We start from the raw sequence: 22,058 nt of genomic DNA, 5'->3' as shown, positions 1-22,058 counted from the left end.
GCCGTTCCGGACGGCTGTGAGACGAAGATCGCGGCTACTCGGCGTAGGGCTGGTCGGTTCCCTGGGCACTGTAACCGAGACTCCAGATGTAGCCCTCCGGGTCGGCGAAAGTGCCGCCGTACCCGCCCCACGGCAGGGCGCCGGCGGGCTTGAGGACCTTGGCGCCGGCCTCCTGGGCCTCCGCCATGATCTCGTCGACCCGCGCCTCACTGCGGACGACGTAGGTCAGAACCAGTCCGCTGAAGCCGCTGCCCTCCTGGTCCGTGCCCACCTGGTCGGCGAGGCCTTCGCGGCTGTAGAAGCCGACGGGCGAGGCGCCGTCCGATGCGAAGAACACCGAGATGCCGAAGTCGTTCGCGACCTTCCAGCCGAGCCCCTCGGTGTAGAACTGCTTGGCCCGGTCCATGTCCCGGACACCAAGAAGGATCGAGCTGACGTGCGCTTTCATGCCGTACTCCTTGCACTGTGGATGTAGTCGTGCCGGACATGCGGGCCGGGGCCCGGATGTCACATCGGCGTGTGTTCGCCGGTCAATCGGTATGAAGGGGCCAGGAGTCGGGACGGCGTCGGGGCGAGCGGCGCGTCCGGGTCGTCGTGCGGAAGAGAAACCGTGTGACTGGCGAGGCCCATGATGAGTAGCCTAGGGGCGGCTCCGTGAACGCGCTTCTCGATTCCTGATCGATCCGGATCCACCCCGGACGTTCACGCGCATGCCACGCCGGAGCGCCTTCGCTCCCCCGATGGTGCACCCGATGCCCCGTCAGCAGCCCTCCAGGGGCAACGGAGACTTGACGCCGGCCCTTCGCTCCGACGCGGGTACGGCCCTTGACGCCGTCGGAGGACCGTCACCGGCGCGGACCCCGACCTGGACGGCACTTCGCGCTGGTCCTGCAGATCGCCGATGACCAGCCCGCGCCGAAGCCCGGACGAAAACACCCTTGCCCAATGGTCAAGAAGTGTTGACCATTGGGGCCATGCCTACCGATGATCTTCCCGAGACGTTCCACGTCACCACTGACGAGCAACTGCGTGCCGTTTCCAATCTCACGCGTCACCGGATCATGGCCGTGCTCCGCTTCGAGCCCGCGACGATCACGCAGATCGCCGAGCGAGTGGGCCTCGCGAAGGGGAGTTCCAGCTACCACGTACGGCTGCTCGAGCGGGCCGGCCTGGTGAAGGTGGTACGGACGCGGAAGGTCCGGGGGGTCACCGAGCGGTACTACGCCATGGCCGCGCGGACGATCGCACTGCCGGACCCGGGCGAGGGAGGGCCGGACGTGCTGATGCGGCATGCGGTGGCGGACCTGGAGGCAGCGCCCGCGGAGGGCGAGCGGCACGTACGGATGGCGCACCTGCGGCTCACCGACGAGCAGTTCGCGGAGCTGGGGGCGCGGCTGCAGGAACTGGCGGACGAGTACCGGGAGCTGTCCGATCCGTCGCTGCCGGACGCGTCACTCGTCTTCGCACTGTTCCACCCCGCATCGCGCGAGCAGGCCGAAGGGGACGCCAAGTGACCTCAGACATACGGAAGTTGCCGACCGGGTTCGGGCGACTGTGGACCGCGCAGACGATTTCCTCGCTCGGTGACGGGGTGTCGCATGCCGCACTGCCGCTGCTCGCGCTGACGTTGACGCGGGATCCGATGGCGCTCGCCGTCGTCACGGCCACCGGAACGCTGCCGTGGCTGCTCTTCGGGGTGCTCGGCGGTGCGCTGGTGGACCGCTGGGACCGTCGGCGCACGATGTGGGTCGTGGACGCGGCGCGTGCGGTGCTGCTCGTGATACCGGCGGCAGCGGCCCTGCTCGACGTGCTGAGCATTCCGCTGCTCGCGGCCGTCGCCTTCCTGCTCGGCCTCGGCGGGCTCTTCTTCGACACGGCCGCCACGGCCTACCTGCCGGATCTGCTCGGCCGCGACCCCGTGCTCCTGGAGCGCGCCAACTCCCGCCTGCGCGGCGCCCAGACCGCCGCGTCCGGCTTCGCGGGGCCGCCTGCGGGCAGCGCCCTGCTCGCGCTCGGGCGGGCGGTTCCGCTGCTCGCCGACGCGGTGTCGTTCGCGCTCTCCGCACTGCTCGTACGGTCGCTGCCCGCCGTACCCCGGCCCGTACCGCAGGCCCGCGAGTCGCTGCTGCGCCAAGCGCGGGCCGGCGCATCGTACGTGTTCCGGAATCAGTTGCTGCTCGGGCTCGCACTGCGTCCGGCGGTCGGGAACGTCGCCTTCCTCGCCGTGGAGACCGTACTCGCCCTCTTCGCGCACGATCGTCTCGGCATCGGCGCCTTCGGCTTCGGCCTGCTCCTCACGGCGGAGGCCACCGGCGGTCTGCTCGGCGCGGGCATCGCCTCCTTCCTCGGCCGACGGCTCGGCACCGGCACCGCGCTCACCTGCACGGCCGCCGTCGAGGGACTCGCCATCCTGGGCCTTGCCGTCGCCCCGAACCCGTACGTCGCCGGCCTCGCGCTCGCCGTCTGCGGAGCGGGCATGGGCGCCACGATGGTGCTCGCCCCTTCCCTCCGACAGGCGGTCGTCCCCGCCCACTTGATGGGCCGGGTCGCCTCCACCTCCCGCATGCTCGCCATGTGTGCCGCCCCGTTCGGCGCCTTCCTCGGCGGCTGGCTGGCCACCACGTACGACATCCGTACCCCGCTCTACGCCGCCGCCGGCCTCCTCCTCACCATGACCGCCATCACGGCGAACATGACCAGCAACCGCCAGGTCGAGGCGGCGCTGCGGGCCGCCGCCCCGGCCGGTGATCCGGCTCACCCGGAATCCCGGGATCCCGTCCGGAACGGCGCCCTTTAGGACGCCGCGAAGGCTGCTTCCCTCCAGCGGCTGAGCGACAGCCGTCCCCTGGAAATTCGCGAGCCGTGCGCCCGCCACCCGTCCTACTGTGTACCGCTGCCGTCCCACGCAGGGGCGGCCCGACGGGAGGAGCGACTGAGTGCCGGACGCGTACGAGGTCATGTTGGACGCCGAGCTGAGGAAGGCGTTCGATGTGTGGTCCGGCTACCTGGACGCGCGTACGGGCGAGGATCCGCAGGCCCGCGCCGGACTGCGTTCCGCCTTGGCGTCGGCGCGCGCAGCCGCGGCGGCGGGTGATCCGGAAACCGCGCGCGCCCTGGTGGTGGACATGTACGACGACGCCCGGGGTGCCGCCCTTCCCTGGGCCCCTTCCCTGCCGCGCCCCTGCGAGGCGGACCAGCAGTCGCGTGATTACGCCAAGGATGTGCTGTCGCAGGTGCTCCCCCTGCGCCTGCGGGACGATCTCGCTCTCATCGGGCTCTTCCTGTGGGTCACGAACCGCCGCCTGCGGGCCGCCCCCGGCCTGGACGCGTCCACCCGCGAGGACATCCTCTACGTCACCGCCCGCGCCGAGATGGCCCTCGACCTCGCCCGACCGATCGCAGCGCAACACGAACTCGACCGGCTGAAGGCGATCGCGCGACGTTGCGGCGTGGAGCCCTGAGGCACGCGCCCTGACGGCCGGCCGTGTCGGTGTCAGTGGCCCCGTTTACGGCTTTCGCCATGGACGATCGACGGCCTTCTGGGACCGGCCCCGGATCATCCGGACCGTGCTCGAAGGAGACCTCGGACCGATCGCATAGCCGATGCTGCGCGTGTGCGGCGCATGCTTAGAATCCAGCCATGCCGATCACCTCGTCCATACCCGTCCTTCACGGCAAGAAGGGCACTGATCTCCGCGCCGCGGAACAGGAGTTGGTCCTGCGCCGGTCGCGCCGGGAACACCGCATCCCTTTCGCCGCGATCGCGGGCGTCCACGCGGAAAGGCGGGCCCTCGAGATCAGGCTCACCGCACCCGCCGCGACCGAGCCGACCGTCTACCGGGTCGAGGACGTCAGCGAGGCCGCCGCCACCGCCTTCGCCCGGGCAGTGAACGCCGTGCTTGCGCCGGCCGGCGCCGCCGGTTCCGTCGTGGTCGACGGCTCCACCCTCGTCACCACCCGCACCGCCGAGAGCGAGCCGGAGACCAGGACCCCGAGGGAGGCGTTGCACCGGAAGGTCAAGTGGCTCGCGGCGGGCTCCGTCCTCGTGATCGTCGCGATGAGCGTGCTCGTCGGGTTCGTCGCGGACCCCGTCAACATCGTTGGCATCGTCCTCTTCGGTGGTACCGGCTTCCCGCTCCTGATCTCGGCCGTCGTGCTGGCCCCAGAGGGCCTCAGGCCCTGGCGCCTCCCCCGTCACGGCATCACGGTGACGGCCGATTCCGCTCACGACTCCGCTCGGCCGTGGCTCTACCTGTACTCGGATCTGGACGGGAACGTGTGGAAGTACCTCGACTCGAGCGGCCGCGCGAGCGTCGAGGTCAGCTACGACCCGCGTGACCCCCGCAAGGCCGTTCGCGCCGACGGCGCGGGGCGGTGGGCGGCGGGGATCCTCCCCGTGGGCGCGGGCATCGCCGGCCTGATCCTCCTCGTCATGTTCTTCGCCACCCCCTTCATCGACTTCGGCCCCACAGGCGAGGAGTACAGGAACCAGTACCGGTAGGGACGCGCGCTCAGGCGGAGGCGGCGCCGAACCACCTCGGCAGGTGGGCGTCGAGGTCGTGCTGGTCTTCGCCGACCCATGCCACGTGGCCGTCCGGGCGCAGCAGTACGGCGGGCACGTCCAGTTCCTCGCTGACGTCGACGACGTGATCGATGCGGTCGGCCCACCCGGCGACCGAGAGTCGGCCGGTCTGGTCGAGCAGGAGTCCGCGGCCGGTGTGCATCAGCTCGTAGAGGCGCCCGCGCTTCAGCTCCACGTCCCGCAGCCTGCGGCCGAGCAGTTCGTGGCCCTCGCCGAAGTCGTAGCGGACCTCGACCGCGGTGATCATCCCCGTCACGTACCGGTTCACCTCCTCGAAGTCCATCAGCTTCGCGAACAGCTCCCGCAGCGCGGTGGGACCCGCATCGCTCCCCATCAGCGTGATCTGCGCCCGGGTGTTGTCCAGTACGGCGGCGCCCACCGGGTGGCGTTCGGCGTGGTAGCTGTCGAGGAGATCCTGTGGGGCCCAGCCGTTGACGGCGGCGGCGAGCTTCCAGCCGAGGTTGAAGGCGTCCTGCACGCCGAGGTTGAGTCCCTGTCCGCCGGTCGGCGGGTGGATGTGTGCCGCGTCGCCGGCCAGCATCACGCGGCCGACCCGGTAGCGCTCGGCCTGTCGGGTGGCGTCGCCGAAGCGGGACAGCCAGCGCGGCGAGTGCACGCCGAAGTCGGTTCCCCCGAAGGCCCGTAGCTGCTGCTTGAACTCCTCCAGCGTCGGCGCGCTGCGGTCCTCGGACACGCCGTCGGCGGGGACGATGATGCGGCACGACCCGTCCTCGCCCGCGTGGACGCCGAAGCGGAGCTGGGTCTTGTTGACCTCCGCGACGACTGCGGCGATCGTCTCCGGATCCGCGGCCACCTCCATCTGGCCCAACAAGGTCTCGACCGTGGCGGGTTCGCCGGGGAAGTCGACGCCGAGGAGTTTGCGCACCGCGCTGCGCCCGCCGTCGCATCCGACGAGGTAGCGCGAGCGCAGGCGCGTGCCGTCCGCCAGCTCGACGGTCACCCCGTCCTCGTCCTGGCTCAGGCCGACCGCTTCGCTGCCGCGCCGGATCTCGGTACCGACTTCGACGGCGTGCTCACCCAACAGCCGTTCGGTGACGGGCTGCGGGATGGCGAGACCGTACGGGTGCGCCGTGTCCAGCCGGTCCGGCCACGGCTTCATGATGCCGCCGAACAGGCCGCCGACCTGGAACTTCTCACTGACGGCGAGGAACCGGTCCAGCAGGCCGCGCTGGTCCATCAGTTCGACGCTGCGCGTGTGCAGGCCCTGACCGCGAGACTCTCCGGTCGGCTCGGTCAGCTTCTCCGCCACGACCACGCGGACGCCGTGCAAGCGCAACTCGGCGGCCAGCATCAGACCGGTCGGTCCACCGCCGACGACGGTCACGTCCGCCACGTCAGTCACGTTCGTCATCTCCGTCATCTCCGCCACGTCGGCGACGTCGGTCGTGTGGGGTACTTCGGTCATCACGCAATCACCATTTCCGCAGGTTCCGCCTCAGGCCAGTGATTCTGCGTCACCACCGGGGCCTTGCCGCAAGCCCCCCGGTGCGCTATAAGTTGAGAGTGGCAAGGAGTGGAAACACCTCCTTGCCATTCTGCGTTCCGGGGGAAATCTGCTGGCGAGACCGGCCCCTAGCGGGCGAGCATGGAACGCATGAGTGATCAAGGCGAGCGATGGACCCGGGCGACCGTCTACCCCGACATGTGGGCGGACCCGGACGACGACCCCCGCACCAGCGGAGAGAGCGGTGTGGAGGGCGAGCTCGCCACCTTGCAGGAGTTCCTCACGGACTACCGCCTGACCCTGCGGATGAAGTGCGAGGGCCTGGATCCGGACCAGCTGGCCCGGCGGTCGGTCCCGCCGTCGACGATGTCGTTGCTCGGTCTGGTGCGGCACCTCGCCGAGGTGGAGCGGGACTGGCAGAACTGGATATCCGACGGCGATCCGCTGCCGAAGCTGTACGGCCGGCGCGACGGGGACTTCGACGGAGCCGTCGCCGAGCAGGACGCGGTCGACGGGGCGTACGCCGATCTGGAGCGCGAGCAGGCCGCGACCGACGCCGCGCTGGCCGCGCACCCGGATCTGGGCGAGCGGCTGGGGAAGGACCGGATCGCGGTGCGGGAGCTGATGGTGCACCGGATCGAGGAGTACGCGCGCCACTGCGGGCACGCCGACCTGTTGCGCGAATGCGTCGACGGGAGGGTGGGCCAGTGACCAGAGCCGGCCGGACCGGGAGCGCCCTGGCCGGGAGCGGGTCGCCGGTCTCCTCGCGCTGGGGACGACCCGGACCGCGGTGGTCCACCTGCTCACCATGCTCCTTCCGCCCGCCGCGCTGATCCTGGTCCTGCTGGTCCTGTGAGGGAGGCCGGGGAAGGGCCCGGAGGGAGCGGAAGGGGCGCGCACGGGGACGGGCGCACCCCGTGTGACCATGGCTCCCTCCGTACATCAGCACCTCATGGGGGGACCATGCGCACCCGTACCACCACCGCCTCGGCCGGCCTCGCCGCCGTGCTCGCGGCGGCCCTCGTCCTGTCCGGCTGCTCGGCGTCCCGTGGGGGGAGCACGGCCGGGAAGGGGGCAGCCGGCACTTCCCCGTCGGCAGCGGCCTCCCCCGCACCGGTGCCGGCCGGCTCCGGGTACGAGGGGCCCCGGCCGCAGGACCAGAACCTGCTGGCCTGGACCGGGGATCCGAACGACGCGGGGCACGTCACCGCCCAGTCCGCGGCCGGGGTCGGCGGACGGGTCACCCTGGTCCGCATGGTGCTGCGCGAGCAGCTCACCTGGTCCAACATCTGGCTGGGGCTGGCCGGCATCGACCCGAACGCCCAACTGTCCAACTGCTACCTCGGCGTGTACGACGCCAAGGGCGCCCTGGTCGCGTCCACCGCGGACGTCTCCCCGCAGTTGATGACCGACGCGATAGCCAAGCCGTTCCCCCTCGCCAAGCCGTTCACCGCCGCCCCCGGCACGTACTTCGTCGCCCTCCTCCTCAACGGCACCTGGGCCACGAACGCCCTCACCCTCAAGGCCACGGGCGCCGGGATCTCGGTGAACGCGGGTCTGAACCCGCCGAGCCTGCGCTACAGCACCGTCCTGACCGGTCAGACCTCGCTCCCGGTCAGCGTGAACCTCGCCGAGCAGTCCACCAGCACGATCAACACCGGCTGGGCCAGCCAGTGGTACGCGATCTCCTGAACGCTCCTGAAGCTGCTGTCACTCCTGAAGGCTCCTGAGCTCCTGCCCGCGAATGACTGGTAGGAAAGTTTCCTGTTTGCTAGCATCCCGCTTCGGCGGCTCGGCGCGGTGCCCGTTCCCGTGGGTATGACGCGCTCAGCGAGAGCTCTGACCCGGCCGCTGTGACCACGCCGTCCCTGCCCGCACCCGGGCAGGGACGCGGGGTCTCGTACCGGTGCCAGCTCTCGCCACCCACCAGGCCAGGGAGTCAGGAATGCGCCTGAACACCCCAAGCACGCCTCATGTTTACACATCGCGCCGCACGATCGGTGTGGTCATCACCGCCGTACTCCTCCTCGTAGGCGGCCTGTTGCTCGCCTATCCCGAACGGGCCGGCGCCGCCGCCGACCCTCTCATCTCGCGCGGCAAGACCGCCACGGCGTCCTCCGTGGAGAGTTCGAGCTTCGGTCCGCAGAACGCCTTCGACGGCAGCTCCACCACCCGGTGGGCCAGCCTCGAGGGCAAGGACCCGCAGTGGATCCGCGTCGACCTCGGCGCGAACGCCACCGTCACGCGCGTGGCGCTGCGCTGGGAGGCCGCGTACGCCAAGACGTACCGGGTCGAGATCTCGGCCGACGGCGCCACCTGGACCCGGCTCGCCAACGAGACGGCCGGGAACGGCGGCACCGACGACTGGACCGGCCTCTCCGGCAAGGGCCGTTACCTGCGCGTGTACGGAACCGCCCGCGGCACCTCCTACGGGTACTCCCTGTACGAGGTCGAGGTGTACGGCACCCTCGACGGCGGGACTCCCCCGCCGACCGGCGCCTTCACCGTGGTCGCCGCCGGCGACATCGCCGCCCAGTGCACCGCCTCGGACAGCTCCTGCGCCCACCCCAAGACCGCCGCGCAGGCCCAGAAGATCAACCCGAAGTTCTATCTGACGATGGGCGACAACCAGTACGACGACGCCCGGCTCTCCGACTACCGGAACTATTACGACACCTCCTGGGGCGCGTTCAAGGACAAGACCCGTCCGGTGCCGGGCAACCACGAGACCTATGACCCCGCCGGGCCGCTCGCCGGCTACAAGGCCTACTTCGGGGCCGTCGCCTACCCTCAGGGCAAGAGCTACTACAGCTTCAACGAGGGCAACTGGCACTTCATCGCCCTCGACTCCAACTCCTTCGACCAGCAGGCCCAGATCGACTGGCTCAAGGCCGACCTCGCCGCGAACACCAAGGGCTGCGTCGCCGCCTACTGGCACCACCCGCTGTACTCCTCCGGCGGGCACGGCAACGACCCGGTGAGCAAGCCCGTCTGGAACATCCTGTACGGCGCCAAGGCCGACCTCGTGCTGGGCGGGCACGACCACCACTACGAGCGGTTCGCCCCGCAGGACCCGAACGGGAACGCCACCGCCGACGGGATCACCGAGATCGTCGGCGGCATGGGCGGCGCCGAACCGTACGACATCGAGGACGTCCAGCCCAACAGCCAGAAGCGGATCAGCGGTACCTACGGGGTCCTGAAGCTGGACTTCACCGACGCGGGTTACAGCTGGACCTACGTCGCCACCGACGGAACGACCAAGGACACCAGCCCGAAGTACACCTGCCACTGATGTACCTGGCCACCACAGGCCGCCGGGCCGCTCCGGCCCCGCCCCCCACCACGGGGGCGGGCCGGCGCGTCCCCGCCGCCGTCCTCGCGCTCGGTACGGTCAGCCTCGTCACGGATGTCTCCTCCGAGATGGTCAGCGCGGTGCTGCCGCTCTACCTCGTCCTCGGTCTCGGCCTCTCCCCCCTCCAATTCGGCTTCCTCGACGGGCTGATGGGAGGAGCCGGCGCGGTCGTACGGCTGCTCGGCGGGCACCTCGCCGACCGCGGCCACCGGTACAAGCACGTCGCGGGGATCGGCTACGCCGTCTCGGCCTGCTCCCGGCTCGGCCTGCTGCTCGCGGGCGGCGCCACCGGCGGGATCGCGGCGGCCCTGGCCGCCGACCGGGTCGGCAAGGGCATCCGTACGGCGCCCCGCGACGCCCTGATCACCCTCAACAGCCCGCCCGAGGAGCTCGGCCGGTCCTTCGGCGTACACCGGGCCATGGACACCACCGGCGCCCTGCTCGGCCCGCTCGCCGCCTTCGCCCTGCTCTGGGCGACCGCGGGCGCGTACGACGCGGTGTTCGTCACCAGCTTCTGTTTCGGTCTGCTCGGCGTGCTGCTCCTGGTCCTCTACGTTCCCGGCCACCACCGCCCGGCAGCCACGCCCGTCCCGGCTCCGCCCCGGAGCAAGGCCTTCGGGGCGCTGCGCGACCCCGCCTTCCGGCGGATCCTCTGGGCCGCCGCCCTGCTCGGTGGAGCCACCATCGGCGACGCCTTCGTCTACCTCCTGCTCCAGCGCCGACTGGGCCTGGACCCCGGCTGGTTCCCGCTGCTGCCGCTCGGCGCGGCCGCGGGCTACCTGCTCCTGGCCGTCCCGGTGGGCCGGATCGCCGACCGGGTCGGCCGCCGGTTGCCGTTCCTCTACGGACACCTCGCCCTGCTCGGCGCCTACCTCGTCCTGCTCGCGCCGGGCGGCGGGCCGGCCCCCCTCCTCGTCGCGGCCGTCCTCGCGCTGCTCGGGATCTTCTACGCGGCCACCGACGGGGTGCTCATGGCCCTCGCCGGGCCGGTACTGCCCGCCGGGGGCCGAGCGGGCGGGCTGGCCGTGCTCCAGACCGGCCAGGCCCTGGCCCGGATGCTCGCCGCGGCGGGCTTCGGCGCCGCGTGGACGGTGTGGGGGCCGCGGCCCGCGCTCTGGGGGGCGACGGCGGTGCTGCTCGCCGCGCTGGCGGGCGGCTGGGCACTGCTGCCGCGCGATCCGGGCACGCCCGGCGATCCGTGCGGTCCGCTCGATCCGTCCGGTCCGGCAACCTCGGCCGCCCCGGCCGCCCCGGCCGCCCCGGCCGCTCCGGGTGCCGCGCCCGCCCAGGCCACCACCGCCCTGGGGCCGGGGCAATCCCCCACCCGTGAGAGGAGCACCTCATGACCACGCCGCTCACCACCCCGGCGCCCGCACGCCGGCTCGGCGCCCGGGCCCGTACCGCCGTCACGGCCGCCGCGGTCGTCCTCCTCCTGGGCTCCGCCACCGGGTACGCCGTGCACGCGGGGCACCGCCCGGCCGGCCAACGGGGCGTCGCCGCCGCCTCCTTCGCGCTCGGCGGTCCCGCCCTGTACTTCCGGGACTCCGCCACGGGCCGGGTGGCACACCAGCCCCTGTCCGCGTCGGCGGGCGGAGCCGGGCGCACCACGGGCGGTCCCGCCTGCGACCGGTTCCACGCCGCCGGGGGCACCGCCCTGTGCCTGCGCGCCGAGCCGGGGGTGCTGCCGAAGACGTACGCCGTCGTCCTGGACCGGCAGCTGCGCGAAGTGAGGCGGACGACCGTGCCGGGCGTTCCGACCCGGGCCCGGGTGTCCGCGTCCGGGCAGATGCTCGCCTGGACGGTGTTCGCCACCGGGGACTCGTACTCCACCACGGGCTTCTCCACCCGGACGGCCGTCCTCGACCTGCGCACGGGGTACCTGGTGAAGTCCCTGGAGGAGATACCGCTCACCATCGACGGTGTCCGCTACCACTCCCCCGACGTCAACTACTGGGGCGTGAGCTTCGCCCGCGACGACAGCCGCTTCTACGCGACCGTCTCCACGAAGGGGCGTACGTACCTCGTCGAGGGGAACATGAGCGACTGGTCGGCGAGGACGCTGCGGGAGAACGTCGAATGCCCCTCCCTGTCGCCCGACAACACGAGGGTCGCCTTCAAGAAGAAGGTGTCCGACGACCCGGCCGCACCCTGGCGGCTGTACGTCCTCGACCTGCGGACGATGGCCGAGACCCCGCTCGCCGAGACGCGCGGCGTGGACGACCAGGCGGCCTGGACGGACGACGGGACGGTCGCCTACGCCCTGCCGGGCGCGGACGGACGCGCGAGCGACGTCTGGACCGTCCCCGCGGACGGCACCGGAGCACCCCGGCTCTCCGTCGCGGGCGGGTCTTCCCCGGTGGCGGTGGCGGACGCGGCCGAGGCGCGGTGATGCTCGATGCTGCTCATTCGGCCGTCACTTCGAGCATCTCTTGACATAGACCTGACACTGCGTTGCACTGTGGCCACTTCCCTCCGGCAGTCAAGGCCGGAGGGACATGCCGCCGTGAACACCTGGGGACTCGCCATGCGTCTGCTCAGATTCCTGACCGCCTCCGCCCTGGCATTAGCCGCGTTGTCTCTGCCCTCCGCCGCCGGAGCCGAGCCTCTGCGAGCGGGGGCGGCCGTCGCCGCCACGCCGCCGCAGACCGTACCGGCCCTGCGGCAGTGGACGGCCGGCAGCGGGGCGTACGGCTTCACGAGTACCAGCCGGATCGTCGTCGATCCCGCGTACACCGCGCAGCTCTCCGACGAAGCGGCCACGTTCGCCGAGGACTTGGGCGCGCTGGCCGGACGTCCGGTGGCCGTCGTCACCGGGAGCGCCTCCCCCGGCGACATCACCCTGAGCCTGGGCGACGGCTCGCTGCCCGCCGAGGGGTACCGGATGACCGTCGGCCAGTCCCTCGCCATCCAGGCCGGGACCGACGCAGGGGCCTTCAACGGCACCCGTACCGTGCTGCAGTTGCTGCACCAGTCCACCGCCGTGCCGGCCGGCACGGCGGTGGACTGGCCGACCAAGGCCGAGCGCGGGCTGATGATCGACCAGGGGCGGAAGTTCTTCACGGTCGACTGGGTCAAGCAGCACATCAAGGAGCTGGCCTACCTCAAGCTCAACTACTTCCACTTCCACCTGTCGGACACCTTCGGCTTCCGCCTGGAGAGTGCGACGCACCCGGAGATCGTCTCCGCCGACCACTACTCCAAGCAGGACATCGCGGACCTGATCGCACTGGGGCAGAAGTACCACGTCACGATCGTGCCCGAGATCGACACCCCGGGGCACATGAACCAGATCCTGGCCGCCCATCCGGAGCTCAGGCTCAAGGACAGTTCGGGCACGGCCAGTTCGGAGTTCATCGACCTGTCGCTGCCCGGTTCATACACCCTGATCAAGGACCTGGTCGAGGAGTATCTGCCGCTGTTCCCGGCCCCGTACTGGCACATCGGCGCCGACGAGTACGTCACCGACTACGCCAGGTACCCGCAGCTGCTCAGTTACGCCCGCGCCCACTACGGCGCGAACGCCACCGCCAAGGACACCTACTACGGGTTCGTGAACTGGTCCGACGCCCTGGTCCGCGCGGCCGGCAAGACCACCCGGATGTGGAACGACGGCATCAAGGCCGGGGACGGGACCGTCACCCCCGACGCCCGCATCCTCGTCGAGTACTGGTACAGCTACGGACTCACCCCCCAGCAGCTGGTCAACGCCGGGCACACGGTCGCCAACGAGTCCTGGACGCCGACCTATTACGTGCTCGGCGGTGCGAAGCCGGACACCAAGTGGATGTACGAGACCTGGACCCCGGACCGGTTCGAGGGCGGAAACACCATCGGCGATCCCTCGAAGAACCGCGGTTCGCTGATCCACGTGTGGTGTGACAGCCCGAACGCCGAGACGGAGACGCAGATCGCCGCCGGCATCATGTACCCGCTGCGCGGGCTCGCCCAGCAGACCTGGGGTTCACCGAAGCCCGTGGCCACCTATGCGGCGTTCACGCCGATCGTGGCCGCGATCGGGCACCATCCCTCCTGGCCGGGGATCGCCCAGCCGGGCAACCTCGCCCGCAACCGCCCCACCACCGCGTCCAGCACCGAGACCGCCAACTTCCCGGCCGCACTGGCGACGGACGGCGATCCGGGCACCCGGTGGTCGAGCGCGTACACCGACCCGCAGTGGCTGCAGGTGGACCTCGGGTCCGCCCAGGCCGTCAACCGGGTGGTGCTGCGCTGGGAGGCCGCGTACGGGAAGGGCTTCCAGATCCAGCTCTCCGACGACCAGAGCACCTGGCGCACCCTGTACTCCACGGCCACGGGCACCGGCGGGGTCCAGGACCTGACCGGCCTGTCCGGCTCCGGCCGCTACATCCGGGTGTACGGCACCCAGCGCGCCACCACCTATGGCTACTCGCTGTACGAATTCGAGGTGTACGGAGGCCAGTTGAGCGGGACCCGGACCCTCACCGCGGCCGGGAAGGCGCTCGACGACCCGGCGAGCTCCACCACGTCCGGTACCCGGCTGATCACCTGGACCCCGCACGGCGGCCCCAACCAGCAGTGGCGGCTGACCCTCACCGGCGACGGCAGCTACACCATGACCAACGGCTCGTCGGGGCTCTGCGCGGACGTGGCGGGCGGCTCCACCGCTCCGGGTGCGGCCGTGGTCCAGGCCGTCTGCGGCAGCGGCGACAGCCAGCGCTGGGTGGTCACCCCGCTCGGGTCCGGCGACTATGCGGTGGCCAACAAGAAGAGCGGGCTGCTCCTGACCACCGCGTCCGGCGCGGACGGGGCCCTGGCGAGCCAGCAGTCCAACAGCGCTTCGGTCTACCAGCGCTGGCAGATCAGCTGACCTCGGGCGGGGTTCCGGTGACCTCGGGCGGCGCTCCGGCTGCCGACACCGAGGCCAGCCGGGCCCCGGCTCCGGTCAGCCGGATCCGCAGTTCCCGCACGGTGAGGGGCTCCACCCGGTGGACGCGCCGGATCCCCACCGTGTGGCCCGAGGCGATCAGCCGGCCGTCCGCCCAGACCTCGTGCCCGTCCACGCGCTGGCCCCCGGTGAGGTCCTCGCGCAGTTCCACGTGGTCCACGCGGATGGGCCGACCGAAGTCCGCGAGGAGATCGTCTCCCCCGGCCGTGAGGGCGGCGGAGACGGGATCGCCGAGGCGCCGCTCCAACTCTGCGGTGAACGACAGGAGTCGGGCCCGGTCGGCTTCGTCGATCAGTCCGCGCCGGTCGGGCGGGACGCCCAGGAGCAGCCCGGCGCCCAGCCCCACCGAGGAGTACCAGATCTCCAGCAGGTCCTCGCGGCTCTTGAGGGTGTGGTGGTTTCCCGGTTGCCAGAACCAGTCGGCGCGCAGGGGGACATCGCACTCGGGCGGCAGGTAGGCGGCCGAGCCGAGCTCGGCCTGCCGGTCGTCGTACAGGCTGATGCCCGTGGAGTGCGTGACGTAGCGGCAGGGGTCGGCGGCGAGCCCCTCCTCGTTTCCGACCCAGCGGATCGTGGGGCGGCCCATGTTGAAGACCATGGCGTCCGGCTGGTGCCGGTCGATCACGGCCATGACCGCGTCCCAGTCGTAGGTACGCCCCTCGGAGCCCGCGCCGTCGAACCACAGCTCGCACAACGGGCCGTAGCGGGTGCAGAGTTCGGTGAGCTGGCGGAGGTAGAAGGAGTCGTAGTCGGCGGGCTGCTCGTAGCAGTCCGCGTTGCGGTCCCAGGGCGAGAGGTAGAGCCCGAGGCCGAGGCCCGCCTCCCCGCAGGCCTCGGCCAGTTCGGCGACCACGTCGCCCGCTCCGTCCTTCCAGGGCGAGGAGGCCACGGAGTAGGCGGTGGTGTCGGTCGGCCAGAGGCAGAAGCCGTCGTGGTGCTTGGCGGTCAGCACGACGTACTTCGCTCCGGCCAGGGCGGCGGTACGCACCCACTGGCGCGCGTCGAGCTGCGCCGGCCGGAAGGTGGCCGGGTCCAGCGTCCCGTCGCTCCACTCGACGCCGTTGAAGGTGTTGATGCCGAAGTGCAGGAAGATTCCGAATCCGGCTTCTTGCCAGGCGAGTTGCCCCGGGGTGGGCAGGATCAAGGTCTCGGCGGGACCGGCGGGGGGAGCTGAGGGACCGAGCGTCATGGGAGGCTTTCGGGGTTCGTCGGCGGGCGTTCAGGCCGAGTGGGCCAGGCTCGCCGGGTGGACGGCGTAGGCGAAGGGGAGTCCTCGGGCGTACCGCTCCAGCTCCTCGGCCGCGCAGGCCGCGAGACGTCCGAGTTCGTTGCCGAGGGATCCGGCGATGTGCGGGGTGAGCAGCACGTTCGGCAGGTCGTAGAGCGGCGATCCGGCCGGAAGTACGTCGGGGTGGGTGACGTCGAGGACGGCGTGCAGCCGGCCGCAGACGAGCTCCGCGGTGAGCGCCTCGGTGTCGACCAGCGTTCCGCGTGCCGTGTTGACGAGGGTCGCGCCGTCGCGCATGAGGGCGAGGCGGCGGGCGTCGATCAGATGGCGGGTCTCGGGGGTCTGCGGCGCGTGCACGCTCACCACGTCGCTGCGGCCCATCAGTTCGTCCAGGTGAACGGGTTCCACTCCCAGGGCCCCGGCTTCGTCCCCGTCCAGGTACGGGTCGTGAACCAGTACGTGGGCGTCGTAGGAGCGCAGCAGCTCGATGACGCGGCGGCCGATGCGCGAGGCGCCGATGATGCCGACGGTCCTGCCGTAGTTGCCGATACCGGGGTACAGCGTGAGCGGGTTGAGCTGCGTGCGGGCCTCCCGGTAGGCCCGGGCGGTGGTGAGGACGCGCTTGTTGGCGAAGACGATCGCGGCGACCGTGAACTCGGCGACGGGCTGGGCATTGGCCTCGGCCGCGCTCGTGACGGACAGCCCGCGCCGCCAGGCCGCTTCCGTCATCAGCCCCTTGACGGTTCCGGCGGTGTGCACCACCGCGCGCAGGGACGGGAGGAGGTCGAGGGCATGCTCGGTGAGGGGCGGGCAGCCCCAGCCGGTGAGCAGGACCTCGGCTTCGCGCAGCCGCGCGGGGTCGGCCGCGGCGAAGTCGGTCACCAGGAGCGCCGGGTCCAGCAGCGCGGTGGCGCCGAGCCGGGCCAGGGCCTGCTCGTCGAGCAGGGCCGCCTTCGTGTCCCGGTCCATGACGAGGAGGGTGCGGGGCTTGCGGGGCCCGTTGGGTGTGGGGTGCACGCCGGGGGTGAGGTGCACGCCGGGCTCGCAGGTCGGGCCGGGTTCGGTCACTTGACCGCTCCCGCCGTGAGGCCGGAGCGCCAGAACCGCTGCAGGCCGATGAAGGCGAGGGCGAGCGGGATGACGGCGACCAGGGATCCGGTGATCGCGAGGGAGTAGAACTCCGGGTACTGGAGCACGACTTGGTTCCAGCTGTAGATGCCGAGCACCGCCGGGTACAGGTGGTGGTCGTTGAGCATGACCAGCGGGCCGAAGAAGTTGTTCCAGCTTGCGGTGAAGGAGAAGAGGAAGAGGGTCATGAAGCCGGGCATGAGCATCGGCAGCGAGATCGACCGGAACACGCGCAGTTCGCTCGCTCCGTCGATGCGGGCGGCCTCGAGGACCTCGCCGGGTACGTAGCCCTCGGAGAAGACCCGGGCCAGGTACACGCCGAAGGGGTTCACGAGCGCCGGGAGGAGGACCGACCAGTAGGTGTTGACGATCCCGGCCTCGGAGGCGAGGAGGTACTGCGGGAGCGTGATGACCACCGTCGGGACGAGGGTGCCGGTCAGGACGAGGCCGAAGAGCGCGCCCTTGCCGCGGAACTCGTACTTGTCGAAGCAGTATCCGGCGGCGACGCTGATCAGTGAGGACGCCAGTGATCCGACGACGGAGTAGAGGAGGCTGTTGAGCAGCCAGCGGCCGAAGATGCCGTCGTCGTACGTGAAGACGGACCGGAGGTTGTCGAGGAGGTGGAACTCGCCGAATCCGAAGCCGGCCGTCCCGAAGAGGTCGGCGTGGTTCTTGGTGGCGGCGATCAGCAGCCAGGTCAGCGGCATCAGGGTGTAGAGGACCGCCACCAGGAGCACGGCGTTGACCACGGCCTTGGAGGCCATCGCGCCGCTCCGGCCCGGCCTTCCGGCCGGCTTCCGCTTGCCCTGCCGGGCGGGCGGGGCTCCGGGTGCGGGCGCCGGCTCGCCGCCGGGGGCGGCCGCGGGCGGGGCCGAGGGGGCCGTCTGGGTGCTCATGCCGAGTCACCTCGCTTTCCGATCCGGGTGACGACGTAGGAGAGGGTGCCGGCGACGAGGGCCACGAGGAGCGAGGCGGAGGACGCGAGGCCGTAGTCGTGCCGCTCGAAGGCCGCCTTGTAGATGAACATCATCGGGGACCAGTCCGAGCCCATCGAGCCGGCCCGCTTCGAGAGGAGCATCGGCTCGCCGAAGATCTGGACCACGCCGACACAGGTGAACAGGAGCGTGAGGAAGACGGCGGAGCGGATCATCGGCAGTTTGATCCGCAGGGCGATGCGCAGTTCGCCGGCGCCGTCCATGACGCCCGCTTCGATGACCTCGCGGGGCACTGCCTGCAGGGCGGCGAAGAAGATGATCATGTTGTAGCCGATCCACTGCCAGGCCGCGACGTTCACCAGCGAGGGCAGGACGCTGCCGGGGGCGAAGAAGTCCCAGTGGCCGCCCGCCGCTTCGATCCAGTCCAGGACCGGGCTCAGGCCGGGGGTGTAGAGGTAGGTCCAGATGATCGCCGCGATCAGTCCGGGGACCGCGTGCGGCATGAAGACGGCGAACTGGACGAGGCGCCTGGCCTTGGCCGCGGCCGAGTCGACGAGCAGGGCCAGGGCGAGCGCCGCGCCGATCATCACAGGGATGTAGAGGGCGCAGTACGCGGCCACGTGCAGGAAGGAGGAGGTGAAGCCGTGGTCGCCGAGCGCCTTGGCGTAGTTTCCGAACCCGCTGAAGACCCGTTCGGTGCCACCGAATCCGAGACCGGAGGAACGCTCGGTGAAGAAGCTCATCCAGAGCGCGTACGCGACGGGCAGGATCAGGACCGCGGTGAAGAGCAGGAAGAACGGGCCGAGGAAGACGAGTACCGCCCTGCCCTGGCCTGGCCGGCGCACGGGCGCGGCGCCGCGCGCTGAACGAGTGAGTGGTGCTGCCACCGGATCTCCTTGGTGGTGCGCTGCGGAGGAACAGAACGGAACGGACGGGGAAGGGACTTCACTGCGGGGCGGGACGGGGCGGGGCGGGGCCCGGGTGCCGGGAGGGCTGCGGGCCCCGCGCGGCGCCTACTTCACGAGGTTGAGCCCCCGGCCCTTGATGGCCGCCTCGGCTGCCGTCTGGCCGGCCGCGAGTCCGTCGGTCAGGGTGCCCTTGAGCGCGGCGTCCTGGATGGCGGTGTTGGTGGCCGTCTGCACCGGGCCCCAGACCCAGCCGGGGACGATCGTGTCGACCTGCGCGCCGGCGATCTCGTAGACCTTGTCGCCGCCGAAGAAGCCCTTGTCGTCGAAGGCCGCGGCGGCGATCGGACGCAGTTCGGGGCTGGCGGGCAGGCTGCTGCTCGGCGCCTTCAGGCTGCTGAGGCGGGCCTTGACGCCCTCGGGGCTGGTGGCCGCCCACGCGGCGAACTCGGCCGCTTCCTTGACGTGCTTGCTGCCCTTGGTGACGGCGTAGCTGGTGCCGCCGAACATGCCGGTGGCCGGGGTTCCCCAGTGCGGCAGCGGGGCGACGCCCCACTTGCCGGAGTCCTTGACCAGGGCCGTCATCGTGCCGCCCGCGCTCCACGAGGCTCCGATGAAGCTGGCCATGACCCCGTCGGCCTTGGCCTTCGCGAACTCCGGGCCGTTGATCTTCAGGTTCATGACCAGGTCGTCCTTGACCAGGCCCTGCCAGTACGAGGCCACCTTCTGCGAGGAGGCGTCGTTGATGGCGACCTTCCAGCCGTCGCCCTCGGTGCCGTACCACTTGGCACCGGCCTGCCAGGAGAGCGCCGCCAGCAGGGGCGCGTCATCGTTGCCCCAGCCGCCTATGCGCACGTTCTTGTCGGCGGCCTTGATCTTCTCGGCGGCCGTCTTGTACTCGTCCCAGGTCTTGGGGACTTCGACGCCCGCGTTCTTGAAGAGGTCCTTGCGGTAGTAGAGGAGGTTGGGCGTGGCGTCGTACGGAACGGCCCAGGTCTTGCCGCCGAGGGTCACCCGGTCCTGGACGCCCTGGGGGAACTTCGCCTTCACGGTGGCGCCGGCCGGGCCGCTGATGTCCTCCAGGAATCCCTGGCTGACGAACTCCGGCAGGGTCGGGTACTCGATGCCCGCGACGTCGGGGGCGTTCCCGGCCTTGATCGCGTTGCTGATCTTGGCGTACCCGTCCGGTCCGCTGGTGATGGCCGAGTAGGTGACCTTGATGTTCGGGTGCGACGCGTTGAAGGCGTCCACCACCTGCTGGGCACCGCCGGTCCAGCCCCAATAGGTCAGGTTGACCGGCTCTTTGGGAGCGTCGGCCTTCGGCGCGGCGCCCCCCTCGCTCCCACCGCAGGCAGTGGCGAACAAGGCCAGCGAGAGCGTGGCGAGGGCGGCGCGGGAGGTACGGGAAGTGAGCTTCACTGCTCTGCTCCTCAGATGCGAGCCGTCGATGCGGCGAGGTGATGCACATCATTCGGCCAGAGGAGAAGCGAGTCAATAGGAAAGGAAAGTTTGAGAAAGAAAAGCCAAGTCGCCGTTAGGCTTCGCTGGAAGCGCGCACCCGCAGCTCGGGGAGGATGGCGATCCGCCGCCTGGGCCGGCCCGGCTCGCGCAGTCGCCGTACGAGCAACTCCACTCCCGTGACCCCGACTTCGTGCTTCGAGGGCGCCACCGCGCTCAGCGGCAGGTCCGCCAGGGAGGCCACCTCGTCGTCGTACGAGACCAGTGCGACATCGCCCGGCACGGCCAGCGAGGCGGCGCGCAGCCGCTGCAGCAGCACCATGGCCTCGTGGTCGGGATGGACCAGGGCGGCGTCGACGCGGCCCTCCCGCACCGCCTCCACGAAGGCGGCCATCACCTCTTCGTAGACGGCGTCACCCGCCCCGAACTCCGCGAGGTCGAGGAAGAGCGCGTGCTCGGCGACCCCGGGGCCGGCCTCTTCCATCGCCGCGCGGTACCCCTTCTTGATCCAGGGTGCGGTGGGGGTTCCGCCGCGCATCACCAGGGCGATCCTGCGGCGCCCCGTGTCCAGGAGGTGGCCCACCGCCAGCCTGGCTCCGTACCCGTGGTCCGTGCCGACGTGCTCGGCGGCGGAGGCCTGCTGTTCGGGGCGGCGCTCGATGAGTACGACGGGTACGCCCAGCTCCTCGTACCACTGGCCGCCCGGCTTCCCGTCGGCGGCGGAGGGCGCGAGCAGCAGCCCGTCGACGCCGTCCGCGACCATCCGCGCGGCCTGCGCCTTCTCGGTGTCCACGTCGTACGTGGACACGGCGAGGGTCAGCCGCACCCCGAGGGAATCCGCCGCCTCCCGGGCCCCCTTGATCACCTCGGGGTAGTAATAGGCGGAGGACGGCACGATCAGCCCGAGGACCAGCGGCCGGCCGGAGTCGGGGCCCGCTCCGGGTCCGACTGCGGATCCCGCTCCGGCGCCGGTGGCGGGAGCGGCCGAGGTCGCGCGCGCCGCCGTCGGTGCGGCGGTCACGGCGGCGGTCTCCGCCCAGTCCTCGGGCAGCATCGCGCCGCCGTGCACCCGGGCCAGCAGGCCGCGTTCGGCGAGGACTTCGACGTCCTTGCGGACCGTCACCACGGACACGCCGAGCTCCGCCGCGAAGTCCGTGACGCGCATGGATCCCGCTTCGCGGACCCGGCGCAGGATCGCCTGCTGTCGTTCCTCTGCGTGCACGGTGGAGCTCCCCTCGCCTGCATCCCCTGGTCGAGGTCAGCGTAGCGCGCGAAAGCCGAAACTTCCGTTTTCTTTCGAACGAAAGCTTTGCATAGTGGGGCGTGGCTGAAAGCTATCCGGCGTCGGCTCCGCCGCAGTCGGGGTGACCCCAGCGCGCACCCAGCTTGCCGATCTTCTCCCCCGCCGCGTACTGCTTCCCGCAGGGGCAGGTACCGGGGAACTTGGCCTTGATGATCACCCCGGCCCGTCCGGCGGTCGCACCCTTGGCGGCCGTCGCACGGTTGGCAGCCGTCGCGCTCTTGGCCGACGCGGCTCCGGTGGGACGGCGGGCGGAGGTGCTGCGGGCCGGGGTGCTGCGGGCCGGCGCCGGGACGGGCATGGACGCGTGGCCCAGCGCGGTACCGGCCGGCTCCTGGCTCACGGCCGCGTCGCTGGCCGCCTGGTCGGCGATCGCGTTGAGGTGGTCGCCGTCCTCGCGGTGCGCGGGGACGTAGCGGAACTCCACGTCCCGGTCGGTCAGCAGGGCGTCGATGCTCTCGACGAGCTCGCGGTTGGCCACCGGCTTACCCGCGGCCGTCTTCCAGCCGTTGCGCTTCCAGGCCGGGAGCCACTGGGTCACGGCCTTCATGGCGTACTGGGAGTCCATCCGCACCTGCACGGCCGTGCCGGGGGCCACGGCCTCCAGCAGCCTCTGCAGAGCGGTGAGTTCACCGACGTTGTTGGTGGCCCGGCCCAGCGGACCGGCCTCCCAGCGCTCGGGGTGGCCGTGGACGTCGGCGATGACCCAGGCCCATGCGGCCGGCCCGGGATTTCCCTTGGCCGCCCCGTCGCAGGCGGCGATGATGCGATCAGACAT

Annotated in this window: 19 protein-coding genes; 10 read left to right on the top strand and 9 right to left on the bottom strand. The window is 71.2% G+C overall.

Annotated elements, in window-relative coordinates:
- Positions 1-34 precede the first annotated feature (34 nt).
- Positions 35-448, bottom strand: coding sequence for a VOC family protein (locus AC3IYI_RS37205; protein ID WP_489407833.1), 414 nt, complete (start codon positions 446-448; stop codon positions 35-37).
- 526 nt (positions 449-974) lie between these two features.
- On the opposite strand from AC3IYI_RS37205, the gene AC3IYI_RS37200 reads away from it, so the two are divergent.
- The 4 genes from AC3IYI_RS37200 (at position 975) to AC3IYI_RS37185 (ending at position 4,501) form a co-directional block, all read left to right on the top strand.
- Positions 975-1,514, top strand: a complete 540-nt coding sequence (locus tag AC3IYI_RS37200) for an ArsR/SmtB family transcription factor (protein WP_489407832.1) — start codon at positions 975-977, stop codon at positions 1,512-1,514.
- Entirely contained in the window at positions 1,511-2,797 is a 1,287-nt protein-coding gene (locus AC3IYI_RS37195; RefSeq protein ID WP_489407831.1) for an MFS transporter, read from the top strand. The genes AC3IYI_RS37200 and AC3IYI_RS37195 overlap by 4 nt, the downstream gene beginning before the upstream one ends.
- A gap of 139 nt (positions 2,798-2,936) precedes the next feature.
- The gene (locus tag AC3IYI_RS37190) at positions 2,937-3,461 is read left to right on the top strand and encodes a hypothetical protein (RefSeq protein WP_489407830.1); all 525 of its coding nucleotides are present in this window, start codon (positions 2,937-2,939) and stop codon (positions 3,459-3,461) included.
- 179 nt (positions 3,462-3,640) lie between these two features.
- A complete protein-coding gene (locus tag AC3IYI_RS37185; protein ID WP_489407829.1) occupies positions 3,641-4,501 on the top strand; it encodes a hypothetical protein in 861 nt (286 codons plus the stop codon).
- Between the two features lie 10 nt (positions 4,502-4,511).
- Here the strand turns inward: AC3IYI_RS37185 and rox are convergent, their stop codons facing one another.
- A complete protein-coding gene (gene rox / locus AC3IYI_RS37180; protein ID WP_489411813.1) occupies positions 4,512-5,936 on the bottom strand; it encodes a rifampin monooxygenase in 1,425 nt (474 codons plus the stop codon).
- Between the two features lie 252 nt (positions 5,937-6,188).
- Between rox and AC3IYI_RS37175 the strand changes: the two genes are divergently transcribed.
- The 6 genes from AC3IYI_RS37175 to AC3IYI_RS37150 all read left to right on the top strand — a co-directional run bounded on the left by AC3IYI_RS37175 (position 6,189) and on the right by AC3IYI_RS37150 (position 14,248).
- Positions 6,189-6,758 carry a DinB family protein gene (locus AC3IYI_RS37175; protein ID WP_489407828.1) on the top strand — a complete coding sequence of 190 codons (570 nt, stop codon included), beginning with the start codon at positions 6,189-6,191 and terminating at the stop codon, positions 6,756-6,758.
- Positions 6,759-7,010: 252 nt separating this feature from the next.
- Complete coding sequence (locus AC3IYI_RS37170; protein ID WP_489407827.1) at positions 7,011-7,739, top strand: hypothetical protein; 729 nt, start codon at positions 7,011-7,013, stop codon at positions 7,737-7,739.
- Between the two features lie 253 nt (positions 7,740-7,992).
- Positions 7,993-9,342, top strand: a complete 1,350-nt coding sequence (locus AC3IYI_RS37165) for a discoidin domain-containing protein (protein ID WP_489407826.1) — start codon at positions 7,993-7,995, stop codon at positions 9,340-9,342.
- Entirely contained in the window at positions 9,342-10,748 is a 1,407-nt protein-coding gene (locus AC3IYI_RS37160) for an MFS transporter (protein WP_489407825.1), read from the top strand. Before AC3IYI_RS37165 ends, AC3IYI_RS37160 begins: the two co-directional genes overlap by 1 nt.
- Positions 10,745-11,791: a hypothetical protein gene (locus AC3IYI_RS37155; RefSeq protein ID WP_489407824.1), complete on the top strand. Its 1,047-nt coding sequence runs from the start codon at positions 10,745-10,747 to the stop codon at positions 11,789-11,791. The genes AC3IYI_RS37160 and AC3IYI_RS37155 overlap by 4 nt, the downstream gene beginning before the upstream one ends.
- Before the next feature lie 135 nt (positions 11,792-11,926).
- On the top strand, positions 11,927-14,248 hold the full coding sequence (locus AC3IYI_RS37150) for a family 20 glycosylhydrolase (protein WP_489407823.1): 2,322 nt from the start codon (positions 11,927-11,929) through the stop codon (positions 14,246-14,248).
- Here AC3IYI_RS37150 and AC3IYI_RS37145 read toward each other — a convergent pair.
- The 7 genes from AC3IYI_RS37145 to AC3IYI_RS37115 form a co-directional block, all read right to left on the bottom strand.
- Complete coding sequence (locus AC3IYI_RS37145) at positions 14,241-15,515, bottom strand: alpha-L-fucosidase (RefSeq protein ID WP_489407822.1); 1,275 nt, start codon at positions 15,513-15,515, stop codon at positions 14,241-14,243. The genes AC3IYI_RS37150 and AC3IYI_RS37145 overlap by 8 nt on opposite strands.
- Positions 15,516-15,545: 30 nt before the next feature.
- The gene (locus AC3IYI_RS37140) at positions 15,546-16,523 is read right to left on the bottom strand and encodes a hydroxyacid dehydrogenase (RefSeq protein WP_489411812.1); all 978 of its coding nucleotides are present in this window, start codon (positions 16,521-16,523) and stop codon (positions 15,546-15,548) included.
- A 95-nt stretch (positions 16,524-16,618) separates the two neighbouring features.
- Positions 16,619-17,578, bottom strand: a complete 960-nt coding sequence (locus tag AC3IYI_RS37135) for a carbohydrate ABC transporter permease (RefSeq protein ID WP_489407821.1) — start codon at positions 17,576-17,578, stop codon at positions 16,619-16,621.
- Positions 17,575-18,504 (bottom strand): carbohydrate ABC transporter permease, encoded by a 930-nt coding sequence (locus AC3IYI_RS37130; protein ID WP_489407820.1) that lies wholly within the window; start codon positions 18,502-18,504, stop codon positions 17,575-17,577. The genes AC3IYI_RS37135 and AC3IYI_RS37130 overlap by 4 nt, the downstream gene beginning before the upstream one ends.
- Before the next feature lie 126 nt (positions 18,505-18,630).
- Entirely contained in the window at positions 18,631-19,941 is a 1,311-nt protein-coding gene (locus tag AC3IYI_RS37125; protein WP_489407819.1) for an ABC transporter substrate-binding protein, read from the bottom strand.
- 115 nt (positions 19,942-20,056) lie between these two features.
- A complete protein-coding gene (locus tag AC3IYI_RS37120; RefSeq protein WP_489407818.1) occupies positions 20,057-21,202 on the bottom strand; it encodes a LacI family DNA-binding transcriptional regulator in 1,146 nt (381 codons plus the stop codon).
- A gap of 112 nt (positions 21,203-21,314) precedes the next feature.
- A complete protein-coding gene (locus AC3IYI_RS37115) occupies positions 21,315-22,058 on the bottom strand; it encodes a ribonuclease H family protein (RefSeq protein WP_489407817.1) in 744 nt (247 codons plus the stop codon).

Source organism: Streptomyces sp. GL_148 (assembly GCF_057834205.1).
Note: the sequence above shows the minus strand (reverse complement) of the source record. Positions and strands in the feature narration are given on the sequence as shown.

Excerpts from the sequence above, each read along its gene's own strand:
- AC3IYI_RS37115 (WP_489407817.1), bottom strand. The coding sequence starts at position 22,058 with ATGTCTGATCGCATCATCGCCGCCTGCGACGGGGCGGCCAAGGGAAAT.
- AC3IYI_RS37155 (WP_489407824.1), top strand. The coding sequence starts at position 10,745 with ATGACCACGCCGCTCACCACCCCGGCGCCCGCACGCCGGCTCGGCGCC.
- AC3IYI_RS37145 (WP_489407822.1), bottom strand. The coding sequence starts at position 15,515 with ATGACGCTCGGTCCCTCAGCTCCCCCCGCCGGTCCCGCCGAGACCTTG.
- AC3IYI_RS37135 (WP_489407821.1), bottom strand. The coding sequence starts at position 17,578 with ATGAGCACCCAGACGGCCCCCTCGGCCCCGCCCGCGGCCGCCCCCGGC.
- AC3IYI_RS37205 (WP_489407833.1), bottom strand. The coding sequence starts at position 448 with ATGAAAGCGCACGTCAGCTCGATCCTTCTTGGTGTCCGGGACATGGAC.
- AC3IYI_RS37160 (WP_489407825.1), top strand. The coding sequence starts at position 9,342 with ATGTACCTGGCCACCACAGGCCGCCGGGCCGCTCCGGCCCCGCCCCCC.
- AC3IYI_RS37165 (WP_489407826.1), top strand. The coding sequence starts at position 7,993 with ATGCGCCTGAACACCCCAAGCACGCCTCATGTTTACACATCGCGCCGC.
- AC3IYI_RS37200 (WP_489407832.1), top strand. The coding sequence starts at position 975 with ATGCCTACCGATGATCTTCCCGAGACGTTCCACGTCACCACTGACGAG.
- AC3IYI_RS37150 (WP_489407823.1), top strand. The coding sequence starts at position 11,927 with ATGCGTCTGCTCAGATTCCTGACCGCCTCCGCCCTGGCATTAGCCGCG.
- AC3IYI_RS37185 (WP_489407829.1), top strand. The coding sequence starts at position 3,641 with ATGCCGATCACCTCGTCCATACCCGTCCTTCACGGCAAGAAGGGCACT.
- AC3IYI_RS37170 (WP_489407827.1), top strand. The coding sequence starts at position 7,011 with ATGCGCACCCGTACCACCACCGCCTCGGCCGGCCTCGCCGCCGTGCTC.
- AC3IYI_RS37140 (WP_489411812.1), bottom strand. The coding sequence starts at position 16,523 with ATGGACCGGGACACGAAGGCGGCCCTGCTCGACGAGCAGGCCCTGGCC.
- AC3IYI_RS37175 (WP_489407828.1), top strand. The coding sequence starts at position 6,189 with ATGGAACGCATGAGTGATCAAGGCGAGCGATGGACCCGGGCGACCGTC.